Source organism: Microbulbifer sp. (genome assembly GCF_036563125.1).
Lineage (GTDB): Bacteria > Pseudomonadota > Gammaproteobacteria > Pseudomonadales > Cellvibrionaceae > Microbulbifer.
On the sequence record NZ_DATCMV010000137.1, the window covers coordinates 1 to 11279 of the forward strand.

An 11279-nucleotide genomic window follows, 5' to 3' on the forward strand; every position below is an offset into this window, starting at 1 on the left:
GTGATCGAGAGGGGTGACGACGCACAGCTGGGTCTATTCCAGCGCGCTTTTCTCGGTATGCCGCTGGAACATGCCGAAAGCGAACACATGCAGCGCCGCTCTGTGGACTATTTCAACCGCCTGCGCATGGATTATCTCGACGGGGCCAGCGGTGCCGCCAAGGCCGAGAGCTTCTACCAATACGCCCTTGCCCACCAGAAAGTCATCGACGAGTTCGGGCGCTACCCCCATCGCAATGCGCCGCTCGGCCGTGAATCGACCACTGCGGAGCAGGCATGGCTGCAACAAGGAGGTGGCTTCTGATGGATATGCTCTCCTGGCTGACTCTGGCGGGAATCTGTGCTTTGGGTGCCATGAGCCCAGGGCCGAGCCTGCTAATCGTGTTGCGCTGTGCCGCTGCCGGTCCCCGCCAGGGGCTGGCGTGCGCCGTTGCCCACGGCGGGGCCGTTGCGCTCTATGCGTGCCTGACCGCTTTCGGGCTAGCCGTATTGGTCACTCATATACCCATGCTCTTCGCCATTCTCCAGTGGGGCGGCGCGGCCATGTTGGTCTATCTGGGCTGGAAGGCCCTGCGCGCACCCGCCCCGAGCAGCACGGCGACGAACAACCCGACGCCAGAGTTCGTTTCCACCTCGCGAGCGGCACTGCAGGGCTTCGGGATAGCATTCTTCAACCCCAAGGTTGCGGTCTTTTTTACCGCCCTGTTCAGCCAGTTCGTCTCGGCCGAGCAAATGCTCGGCACCAAACTTGGCATGGCTGGCCTCGCCGCCGGTATCGACGCAATCTGGTATTCGCTGGTTGCCCTGCTGGTGACCCTGGGGAGTGGGCGTGGCTGGCTCAGTGCAAACGCCGCCCACCGCCTACAGCAGGTATTTGGCGTGCTGCTACTGGGACTCGCCGCGCGATTGGTATTTAGCATCCAGTAATTCGTGACCGTGTTCAGGAACAATTCAGTCTGAACAAGGCAATATATTCACCATCTACCCCTCACAAAGATAAGGTGTCTCCATGAACAAAACCCTTCTCGCCGCAATCACCGCACTCACTGTTGCTGCACCGGCACTGGCCGACAGCCCCGCAGCTACCGACAAGAGCAAGCATGAACACGCGCAAATGGAAGCTCACCAAGAGCACAATGCCAGTGAACATGCGCAGGCAAAGGCCGAGCCCTACCGCCTGAACGAAGAAGAGAAGCGCGCGTTTGAAGAAAAGAAAGCCAAGCGTGAACACGCTGAAGGCCAGCACGACGGCAAGAAAATGGACAAGATGGCGCGCAAGCCTGATGGAAAAATGCCGGAAGACAAGCAGCCCGAAGAAAAGCTGAAAGGCAAAGAGAAGCAGCTGGACAAGAAGATGGAGCAGGAGCGCAAGGAGCTGGATAAAGGTTCCGAGCAGGGCCAGGCTGCACGCGCAGAGCACAGCAAGAAATGGTGGCAGTTCTGGAAAGACTGATTTCCATCCTGCCCTGAGCCGCCAATAAAAAGCCCGGAGAATTCCGGGCTTTTTCATTTCACATCAAGCTATTCCGCAACCAGCGTCTCACAGCGGTAGTGACTGGCCCCATCGGCGCTCAGCTCCGCCGCCAGCGGTGGCAGAAGCGCCTCCATCTGGCCGCGCAGGGTCCAGGGTGGATTCACCACGATCATGCCAGCAGACGTCATACCGTGACCCGCCTCGTCGGCGCGCACGCCCAGTTCGAACAACTGGATATTGCGAATACCGGAGGCCACCAGCTGCTTTTCCAGCACGTCGATACGGTGGCGGTCCACCACCGGGTACCAGAGGGCGGTGATGGCGTTCGACATTTTGCGGTGGATCAGCTTCAGCGCATCCACCACGCGCTGGTAGTCGTCCTTCTGCTCGTAGGGCGGGTCGATCAGCACCAGTGCACGGCGCGAGCGGGTGGGCAGCAGGGCGGAAAGGCCCTTGAAACCATCCTCTTCACGCACCTGGCACTGGCGCCGGCGGGCGAGGTTTTTGCGCAGGTGCTCGGCGTCTGCCGGGTGCAGCTCGAACAGCCAGGCCTTGTCCTGGGCCCGCAGCATTTCCGCGGCGATCAGCGGCGACCCAGGGTAGAACTTCAGGCCACCCTCCTGGTTCAGGCCGGCAATCAGTGCCAGGTAGTCCTGCAAACCGGGCAGGTCGCAATGGCTGTAAAGCCTACCGATGCCGGTCATGTACTCGCTGTTCTTGCGCGCCATTTCCGAGCCAAGGCTGTAGAGTCCGGCGCCGCCGTGAGTATCGATATAGTCAAACGGCGTGTCTTTTTTCTGCAGGTAGGAAATGATTTCCATCTGCACGCAGTGCTTGAGCACATCGGCAAAGTTGCCGGCGTGAAAACCGTGGCGGTAACTGAGCATGGGACTATCCGGGGAATTTGTGGAAAACCCGATCGCCGCGGCGCCAATGCGCAGCGATTGGAGAGAAGAGCTTAGATCAAATAAACGGCCATTTGCGGCATTGGCTCACCTCGGGGGCGGCGACTTTAGGGGCCTTTGCGGCCCCTGACAATCATTTTCTGCGCAGTCTGGCCCGGTCAGAACCACATGGACCAGAACAGCCTGACCACATGGGCGTTGAAGCTGTAGGTGGGCTCCTCGCCAGGCAGCGCCTGTGTGGCGCGCGCGTCGCGGAAGTTATCGTAGTCGAACATCATGTAATCCCAGTAGAGATTGATGCTGCTGCGGCGATCAAACAGGGACCAGCGCTCCGGCAACTGGTAAGAGGCGCCGATGCCGATCGCGGTGCTGCTGAAATCACTCAGCTCCTTGTCGCGGGCGCGAAAGCTGGTGGCGTTCACATACGGGAACAGGTCGCTGTAAAAGTCCGCGCCGGTCTGCTGGTAGAAACGCAGCTTGCCCTCGAGAATCAGGTTTTCTGTTTCCAGTGGATGGGTGTAACGGAATTCCAGATTGTCGGCGTCGATACCCCAGCTGTCGGCGTAGCGGCGGTATTCACTCTTGATCGCGGCGCGGTACGGCAGGCGGTATTTGGCCCGCAGGGCCACCGCGTCGCTGTTGCGGGTGGTCGGATAGAGCTCCGCCTGGTAGCTGAAGCCGGTACCGGAGGTCGGGTCGAGATAGCGCACGCTGCGATAGGGGTTATTCAGAAAACCGTCGTCCGCCACGGTTTCCACGCTCACCTCGGCGATCAGTTTGGTGGTGAGAATTTGGCTCCAGCCGAGGGCGTAGCGGCGGTGCTCCGCCTGCTCAAGAAAATTGTCATCGCCGTTGCGCATCACGTCGTCGCTGCCGAAACTCACGCGCATGGACAGGGTGCTGAGGTCGCCGAAGAAATCCTGCTTGATGCCGAATCCCACGGTTTCCGCCTGGTAATCGTCCTCGCTGGAATTGGTGTAGCTGACACTCATGGTGGTCTTGTCCACCAGGTAGTCCGCGCCCAGAGAAAACTCATCCCGCTGCTCGGAATAGGGACTGGCGGTGGCCTGCACGTCAATGGACGCACCGGAAATCATGTCCACGTAATAGTTGGCCGACAGCGAAACCGAGTTGCCAATATTCTTGCGCACCAGCACCGAGGGACCATCGATGGTGACACCGCCGCCACTGTAGGAGTGGTACATGGTGTCTGCGCGCTCTTCCGGCAGCACCGCGGCAGTGGCCCAGGCAGAAAACAGGGAAAGCGCAAGCGCGCCGAAAATTTTTCTGCAGTTAGTTACAACCACAACCGCCTCCCGAACCGCCTTCGGCACCCCGTGCTGCTTCACGCGCTTCGTACACGTGATTCATATATCCCGCCGCCACCGGATCCCGCTCGAAGCTCATGATCGGGTCGGCGAGGTAGTGCCGTTCGTAGGGCTTGACCCACGGCTCCGGCATCATGGTTTCACAACCGGCCAGGAATGAGAAAAGGGACAGCAGAGGCAATAACCGCAGCGCACGCTTGATCATGGTTTATTCCCGGATCAGTTCCTTGATGATTTTTTTGTACTCGGCCTCATCGCCACTGCGGTAGCCCTTGTGCACATAGCGCACATTGCCGTCGCGGTCGATGAACACGGTGCTCGGCATGGCTTCCACACCGAACAGTTTGCTCACACTGCTCTCGGAATCGAACAGAATGGGGAAATCCACCGGGATCTTGTTCAGCATCGCCTGCGCGTCTTCGCGGTTGGCATCCACGTTCACACCCCACACCTTGAAACCCACGGATTCGTAACGCGTGTGCAGATCGTTAAGCAGCGGCATTTCCTCGCGGCAGGGACCGCACCAGGAGGCCCAGAAGTTGAGCATGATCACTTCGCCGCGCTGTTCGCTGAGTTTCAGGTTGCCATTTTTGAGGGACGCGAGCGTGAAATCGGCAGCGGGAGCATTGGCAGATACGGGCGCGCCCACCAGCAGGGCGGCACTGGCGCAGAGTGCGGCGATAAAGTTGCGCATGGAATTCTCCGGTTTTCTTTTGCGTTTTGTTATCGGCGATTCAATCGTCAGAAATAGATCGAAACGCCCATTTGGGCAGAAATATTATTGGCATTCTGCGGCTCACCGAAGATCTCGTGCTCGAGAATGTGATCCCGTACGTCAAATCTCAGCGCCAGCCAATCCTGCGCCAGCATGCGGATGCCGACTCCCACGTTGTAGGTGAAATACTCCTCATCCGCGAAGCTGGTGTTGCCGATACCTCCGATCAGGTACAGGTTGCTGTTGAGCGCCCAGCGGTCGAGGATAAAAATCTCACCGGGCAGGAAATTCCAGGCCAGTGACAGGTTGTACATCGAGAGATCGCGCTCGTCGTCGGTGAGCAGCGGTGCACTGCCACTGAGCTTTTCGTAGCTGGAAAGCCCCAGCTCCGACTGCGCGTAGCCGGCCTCCATGAAAAAATCTTCGCTGATGTGGTAGGCAAGACTGCCACCGATCATGCGGTTGGTACCAAAATCTTCCATGCTCAGCACACCACCCAGGTAGACGGTGAACTCGAAATCCTCGCTGTCGATCTTCGCCTCGTGGATTTCGCGACGCTCCAGATCCGGGGAAATGATCTCGTCGATCACCTCATCACCCTCGGCCAGGGTTATCGCGGAAAAGCCGGCGAGGGAGAGCGCGCAGGCGAGTTTTACATAAATACGTCGAATCCCAATTTCCATTCGACTATCTCCTGATTGGTTTCCCGCGAGGTGAGCAGGTAATGATTGGCAACTTCCGCGCGCAGGGCAAAGCGGCGGGATAAATAGGTGGTCACACCGACGCCGGTGAGCATGGTGGTGTCCTGGCGATCTTCGCTGGCGACGATGGTGGCATTGGGGGATGTGATATTGATCCCGGTGCCGAGCAGAAAGTACGGCGAGATCCGCCACTGAGGGAACGGCTGGTGTAGCAGCGCCACCTGGTAGGTCTGGCTGTCGGAGTAGGCACCGATGGTCTGCGCTGCGCGCAGTTCTGCGGAGATGTTATCGGTAAAGCGGTAACCGACCGACACCCCCAGCGAGTTCGCACCCTCGAAATCGCCGTAGACGAATCCGACCCGCAATCCCTGTTCGCGATATTCGTCGATGCCGGGAGTGGGTACCGCCACCGCTTCACCATCGACGGTGACGATTTCGTCCAGCTCGGCAATTTTTGCCCAGCCAGTTTTGCCGGTGCGAGTCATCACCTTGACCCAGTCGGTGCGGCGCTTCAGCAGCCACAGCGGCTCGCCGTACTCCGCCACATGGTCGATCACATAACCGCGACCGGGACCGGTGTAGAGATTGAGATATTCCGCCCCGACGATGACCTGCTCGGTATCGAAAGGAAGGTTTTGCGGCAGGCGTTCACCGAACTGGTTGGCGGTGAAGCTCTCGGCAACAGATTGTTTTTTGTCCTGGTCCGCCGCGCCTGCCTGCGCGGCGAACAAAACGCCGGCAACAAGCAGCGCCAGCTCAGGGGCTTTTTTTTTCCAAAGCCTTGTCATACGTCAGTTGACCGGTGCATCAAAGGGATTGTTGTAATACTGCGCACCGATATCCAGCCATTCTGAAATCAAACGCAATTCCGCCGCGGACAACTCACCTTCGTGCACACCGCCCGCTGCAAACACGCTGAAGAAGCGGCTGGCGTTGGCACCGGCGGTATTCATGATCCGCTGGATGTCGATGGTAACCAAAACCGGGATAGGGTTACCATCAGAATCGAGAACGAGATCACCATTTTCATCCACCTCGAACAGCGGATTGCCGTTGTCGTCGGTGTCCTGCACCAGCACATTCTGCACCGCACCATCCCGCAGCTCCTCGGTGGGATTGTCGAAAACCAGTTCGACATAGGACGTGCTGAAGTTGGTATTGACCCCGGACTGATCCGCGCGCAGGTCCAGCTGCCCCGGCGGCACCTGGGCCGTACCCGCGGCGTCGCGGTTGCTGTGGCAACTGGTGCAGGTGCGGTCTTCCAGCACATTGCCCAGGTCGTCGGTAACCTGTCGCGGCAAATCCCAGATCGGTTGGATATGTGTCGGATAGTGGATGACGCTGCGGCAGTCGGCACTCCAGGCGCTCTGGCAGGCGACACTGGTAGGCGCGGGGGTTTGCAGCTCGCTCATCAGCAGTTCGCTGCTCGGGTCTTTGGCGCGCAGCGCCGGGTCGGTCCACTGATCGGAAAACTTCAGGTCCCCTTCCAGTGACGGGTTGCCGGCAATCCGTGCCAGCAGCTGCGCCATGGTCTCGCCCATATTCGCGCTGAGCGCAGGCTCGGTATTGGCAAAGGGCGCACCGCTGGTCGGCGCGCCGGCCCAGGCAGAAGCGGGTTCCTTGTCGGTGCGACCGTGGGCCACCTCGCTGTCGCGGCTGTGGCAACCCTGGCACTGGCGGATCTCACCGGCACGGAACTGCAGCCAGTTGTTGTGACGGCCGACGATGCGGCGGCCGTTGGCATCCACCACGGAAATCGCGAGCGGCATATCGGCCGGCACCTTGACCCGCACCGAGCCATCCGGCTGGATCGGGGTGTAGCCGATGATCTCCCGCATTGACTGCGCGCGACTGCGGCCGAACGCGGCGCGGTCAAAATCCAGGGTATCGCGATCCGGGATTCCCACCGCCTTCACCACCCGCAGGAATCGCGCCGGGCGTTCGGCGGCGGTGGTCTGCTGCGGATCTGCCACCGCGGCGATGTCCAGCGCGGCGGCACCGTCGAAGTCGTACACGCTGCGGATATCCAGAATCGCGAGCCCCGCGTCGTACAGGTCGCGGTCGATATCGATACCGGGTATCGGCTCGGGAATAAACGCGGGTACCGGACGGGTATCGGCGGTCACCGCCTCGGAAATCATCTGCCCCTCGACGGGCTGGATGATCGGGCGCTGGGTGCCCTCTTTATAGTCGTAAATCCACAGGCCGTAGAGCGGGTCGGCGGGGACAATCCCCTCCGTTGCCAGCCAGTCGTCGGTGCACGGCTGCGGCAGTTCCGTCGCCGGGTCGATCACCCGGCATTCACTCCAGCTCACCAGCAGGCGGCTGGTGCCATCGTGGAACGCCCAGGCGTTGGCGAACAGGCCGTGCGGGGAGAGACCGCCGTCGGTGATGACCTGTTCGACGGAGAGGGACTCCTGCCCCTGTAGCAAGCCCTGCTGTTCCGGTTCGCTGTAGGCCTCGGTGAAATTCTCCGCGTCGATCACCACCATGTCGCCGCCGTAGGTAATTCCCTCCGGCGAGCGCAGCGTGACCAGGATGCGCCCATCCGGCATCTGCTGGGGTTTGCTGAACGCCGCCGGCACAGGATCACTTGCCGGGTCGGCGCTCGTGCCGGTGGCCTGGCTGTGATAGCCGTAGTGGAACTGCAGGTCGGTGCCATCCGGTTTTACGGTGTACAGGCTGAGCCGGTCAAGTGCGCCCATATTGTCCCAGCGGCTGAACAGAACGCGTCCGTTGGCGAGCACTGTGGGCGAAAGGTCGTGGCTCTGGTTGTAGGAAATCTGCCGGATATTGCTGCCGTCCCGCTCCATTACATGCAGCACAAAAGCGGGCTCTTCGAGATCTTCCGCCAGCGCAGAAAACTGCGGTTTGTTGTCGTCGAGCAGCAGCGCGCGCGAGCGGCGCTGGCGGGTGGAGGTAAACACGATGCGCCCATCTGCCAGGAATGCGGGGGCGATATCGTCGCCCTCCTCGGCGATCAGATCGGACTGGATCGCGCGCTTCAGCTCAGCAGATGCAAAATCGTACAGCCAGATATTCCAGCTCGGCTGTTCGTCGTCATCCAGCCCCTCGATATTCGGCGCGCGCATGGCGAACGCCAGGGTTTTGCCATCGTGGGAGACCGCCAGATCTTTTACGTCATAGCCACCTTCGAACACGATGCCGGCCTCCTCGTCACTGACGAACAGGTCCGTGGTCAACACCCGCTCCGGCGCACTGGCGGTGGCGCGATCCCGCAACACCAGTTCCGCCCCGGGATTGAAGGTCGAGGGCGCAAAAATATCGCTGCCCATCAACGCGTCGTCTTCGTCGCGATTGAGCGTACGGCGCACATAGATCACCGGGTAATCCACCACCACTGGATCTTCCGCCTGCTCGCCACCGCCGAGCCCGGAGCCACCACTGCCGCCGGAACAACCGGCGAGCACCGCTACCGCCAGCGGTGCGATTGGGGACAGCAAAGAGCTTACGGAAAGGCGTCTCGCGCGCGCGAAAAACGTACAAAAATCGTTCAAGAAAAATTCCTCTTTCCCGTCGGTTTCTCAGTACTCACTTACCTTGGTAACCGCGGGATAACTGGACTCGTGTCTGGCAATATTCACCAGTGGCATTCTTCCGGATTCTCGCGACAGAAGGCAATTGCCTCAAGTCACGCACACGATTTTTGCCAACCACAACACGGTTTAAATTTTTCCCGCTGGCGAATAATTCCGCAATCTTTACTATCGGTTGCCGGTTAATAGACATACAGCTGCACACCCAGCGTGTGTGACAAAAAAAACAACACGAACAGAACCTCATGAACATTAAATCGCCAGCCGCCCGCCTGCTGCTTGCGGCGACTGCCAGTATCGGCGCATCTCTTGCCCAGCCCGCGCTGGCCGGCCCGGAAGAACAGGCCGCGCAGATTCACAGCCGTATCACTGGGGTGAAGCCCAGTGTGGCAACGCTGACGCAGATGGCAGAACTTATCGCCGCCGACAAGGCGAGCGACGCTGCCTACCTGGCGATGCAGAGCGATGCGTTCTACAACGTGACCCTGAAAAACCTGGTCACTCCCTGGACCAGCCGCGACGGCGACAACTTTGCCCCCCTGAACGATTACACCGCGACCGTGATCGGCATGGTGCGCGACGACGAGGACTTCCGCGAGATCCTCTCCGGCGATATTTTGTACACCGGTGCTTCCGGTCTCGGCCTGCCCGCTTACAGCAACAGCAATAACAACCACTACATCGAACTGGAAAACAGCGGCTACCCGCTGCAGACCGCACTCGAACGCAAAACCCAGTCATCCGTCACCGGACTGCCCAGCGACGCGACCGCCGGCGTTATCACCACCCGCGGCGGCGCCAAGGCATTCTTCTACGCCGGTACCAACCGCGCCATGTTCCGCTTCACCCTGATGAACCACCTGTGCCGCGATCTGGAGCAGGTGCACGACACCTCAAGGCCACCGGACCGCATCCGCCAGGATGTCAGCCGCAGCCCGGGCGGTGACAGCCGCGTGTTCCAGAACAGCTGCATCGGTTGCCACAGCGGCATGGACCCATTGGCCCAGGCCTTTGCCTATTACGATTTTGTCTACGACGTCGACAACGACCCCACCGGCGAAAACGGCCACCTCGATTACAACAGTGCGGGGGAGACCGATCCCGCCACTGGCACCCGGGTCAAAGCCAAGCACCACATTAACAGCGCGACCTTTCCCTACGGTTTTGTGATTCCCGATGACAAGTGGGACAACTACTGGCGCGAGGGGCCCAACATGCACCTAGGCTGGAGCAGCGCGCTGCCGGGCTCCGGCAATGGCGCCAAGTCCATGGGGCAGGAGCTGGCCAACAGTGAGGCCTTCGCCCAGTGCCAGGTCACCAAGGTGTTCGAACAGGTGTGCCTGCGCGCACCGGAAGATCAGCAGGATCGCAACCAGATCGACAGCATCACCGCGAGCTTCACCGGCAATGGCTACAGGCTGAAGCAGGTCTATGCGGATACCGCGGTTTACTGTGCGGGAGAATAACCAGATGAAAACCAGAACCGCACAAATCCAACTGCGCTTGAGCGCACTGTTTACGCGCCCGCAGCTGCGCAGAACGGTACTGCTGTCGAGTGTTTTCGCATCGGCGTTACTTGTGGCCTGTTCCGGCGGCAGTGGCCAGTCCACCGAAGAGTTGCCGAATACCAATCCGGATACCGGCGATACCAGCTATTCCGGGCCGGCGCCGGAAAGCGAAGATGTACAGAATTACAAACGCTATATCTGGGACAACCTGGCGGCGGAAAACCGCTGTGGCAGCTGCCATATCCAGGGCAACCAGAGCCCGCGTTTCGTGCGCAGCGACGATATCAACCTCGCCCACGGTGAAGGCCGCGAGCTGGTCAATCTCGGCAGCCCGGCGGATTCGCGCCTCGTCACCAAGGTAGCCAGCGGCCACAACTGCTGGCTCGCCAGCCCCGACGCCTGTGCGGAAATCATCACCAATTACATCGAGGAGTGGGCCGCGGCCGCGGGTTCTGTGGTCAGCACCATCACCCTGACACCGCCGCCCGAGCGCGATGTCGGTGCGAGCAAAAGCTTCCCCGCCAGCAGCGGCAACTTTGCCACCACCGTTTACCCGCTGCTCGAGGAATACTGCTCCGCCTGCCACAGCGAAGATGCGCCCACTGCGCAACAGCCCTATTTCGCCAGCAGCGACGTGGACCAGGCCTACGAGGCCTCCAAGGCGCGCATGGACCTGGATAACCCGGAGAAATCCCGCTTTGTGGTGCGCCTCGGCAGTGACTTCCACAACTGCTGGGGCGACTGCGCCGATAACGCCGACACCATGGCCGCGGCCATCCGCAATTTCGTCAACGGTATCCCGGTGACCGAAGTGGACCCAGAGTGGGTGACCAGCAAAGCGCTGTTCCTCACCGACGGTGTTGTCGCCAGCGGCGGCGGGCGTATCGAGAACAACGCCATCGCCCTGTACGAATTCAAGACCGGCAGCGGCACCACCGCCTACGACACCTCCGGTATCAACCCGGCGATCGACCTGAACCTGTCTGGCGACGTGGAGTGGCTCGGCTCCTGGGGCATCCAGCTGAACGGCGGCAAGGCCCAGGCGGCCACCGCCACCAGCAAGCGCCTGTTCGACACCCTGAGCGGCACCGG

11 protein-coding genes and 1 pseudogene are annotated in these 11279 nt (G+C 60.5%); 5 read left to right on the forward strand and 7 right to left on the reverse strand.

What is annotated here, in order from left to right; translation table 11 throughout:
- The 3 genes from VIL80_RS11800 to VIL80_RS11810 all read left to right on the forward strand — a co-directional run.
- Nucleotides 1-303 (forward strand): DUF924 family protein (locus VIL80_RS11800; RefSeq protein WP_332036307.1); only part of this gene is annotated, 303 nt, incomplete at its 5' end.
- A complete protein-coding gene (locus VIL80_RS11805; protein WP_332036308.1) occupies nt 303-926 on the forward strand; it encodes a LysE family translocator in 624 nt (207 codons plus the stop codon). The genes VIL80_RS11800 and VIL80_RS11805, both read left to right, overlap by 1 nt.
- Before the next feature lie 82 nt (nt 927-1008).
- Nucleotides 1009-1452, forward strand: coding sequence for a hypothetical protein (locus VIL80_RS11810; RefSeq protein WP_332036309.1), 444 nt, complete (start codon nt 1009-1011; stop codon nt 1450-1452).
- Between the two features lie 68 nt (nt 1453-1520).
- On the opposite strand, the gene VIL80_RS11815 is transcribed toward VIL80_RS11810, so the two are convergent.
- The 7 genes from VIL80_RS11815 to VIL80_RS11845 form a co-directional block, all read right to left on the reverse strand.
- Nucleotides 1521-2360 carry a 23S rRNA (adenine(2030)-N(6))-methyltransferase RlmJ gene (locus VIL80_RS11815; protein ID WP_332036310.1) on the reverse strand — a complete coding sequence of 280 codons (840 nt, stop codon included), beginning with the start codon at nt 2358-2360 and terminating at the stop codon, nt 1521-1523.
- Between the two features lie 176 nt (nt 2361-2536).
- Nucleotides 2537-3685: a DUF3570 domain-containing protein gene (locus VIL80_RS11820; RefSeq protein ID WP_414684554.1), complete on the reverse strand. Its 1149-nt coding sequence runs from the start codon at nt 3683-3685 to the stop codon at nt 2537-2539.
- Nucleotides 3672-3911, reverse strand: a complete 240-nt coding sequence (locus VIL80_RS11825; protein ID WP_332036311.1) for a DUF4266 domain-containing protein — start codon at nt 3909-3911, stop codon at nt 3672-3674. The genes VIL80_RS11820 and VIL80_RS11825 overlap by 14 nt, the downstream gene beginning before the upstream one ends.
- A gap of 3 nt (nt 3912-3914) precedes the next feature.
- Nucleotides 3915-4400: a TlpA family protein disulfide reductase gene (locus tag VIL80_RS11830; RefSeq protein WP_332036312.1), complete on the reverse strand. Its 486-nt coding sequence runs from the start codon at nt 4398-4400 to the stop codon at nt 3915-3917.
- Nucleotides 4401-4447: 47 nt separating this feature from the next.
- On the reverse strand, nt 4448-5104 hold the full coding sequence (locus VIL80_RS11835; RefSeq protein WP_332036313.1) for an outer membrane beta-barrel domain-containing protein: 657 nt from the start codon (nt 5102-5104) through the stop codon (nt 4448-4450).
- On the reverse strand, nt 5074-5910 hold the full coding sequence (locus VIL80_RS11840; RefSeq protein WP_332036314.1) for an SH3 domain-containing protein: 837 nt from the start codon (nt 5908-5910) through the stop codon (nt 5074-5076). Before VIL80_RS11840 ends, VIL80_RS11835 begins: the two co-directional genes overlap by 31 nt.
- Nucleotides 5911-5913: 3 nt before the next feature.
- On the reverse strand, nt 5914-8640 hold the full coding sequence (locus VIL80_RS11845; protein WP_332036315.1) for an HzsA-related protein: 2727 nt from the start codon (nt 8638-8640) through the stop codon (nt 5914-5916).
- A 284-nt stretch (nt 8641-8924) separates the two neighbouring features.
- Here VIL80_RS11845 and VIL80_RS11850 point away from each other — a divergent pair, with 284 nt between their 5' ends.
- Nucleotides 8925-10145: a hypothetical protein gene (locus VIL80_RS11850; RefSeq protein ID WP_332036316.1), complete on the forward strand. Its 1221-nt coding sequence runs from the start codon at nt 8925-8927 to the stop codon at nt 10143-10145.
- Nucleotides 10146-10149: 4 nt separating this feature from the next.
- A pseudogene (locus VIL80_RS11855) lies at nt 10150-11279 on the forward strand (LamG domain-containing protein); the annotation flags it as partial.

Coding starts and splice junctions, on each gene's coding strand:
- VIL80_RS11810 (WP_332036309.1), top strand. CDS start 1,009: ATGAACAAAACCCTTCTCGCCGCAATCACCGCACTCACTGTTGCTGCA.
- VIL80_RS11840 (WP_332036314.1), bottom strand. CDS start 5,910: ATGACAAGGCTTTGGAAAAAAAAAGCCCCTGAGCTGGCGCTGCTTGTT.
- VIL80_RS11835 (WP_332036313.1), bottom strand. CDS start 5,104: ATGGAAATTGGGATTCGACGTATTTATGTAAAACTCGCCTGCGCGCTC.
- VIL80_RS11825 (WP_332036311.1), bottom strand. CDS start 3,911: ATGATCAAGCGTGCGCTGCGGTTATTGCCTCTGCTGTCCCTTTTCTCA.
- VIL80_RS11805 (WP_332036308.1), top strand. CDS start 303: ATGGATATGCTCTCCTGGCTGACTCTGGCGGGAATCTGTGCTTTGGGT.
- VIL80_RS11815 (WP_332036310.1), bottom strand. CDS start 2,360: ATGCTCAGTTACCGCCACGGTTTTCACGCCGGCAACTTTGCCGATGTG.
- VIL80_RS11850 (WP_332036316.1), top strand. CDS start 8,925: ATGAACATTAAATCGCCAGCCGCCCGCCTGCTGCTTGCGGCGACTGCC.
- VIL80_RS11830 (WP_332036312.1), bottom strand. CDS start 4,400: ATGCGCAACTTTATCGCCGCACTCTGCGCCAGTGCCGCCCTGCTGGTG.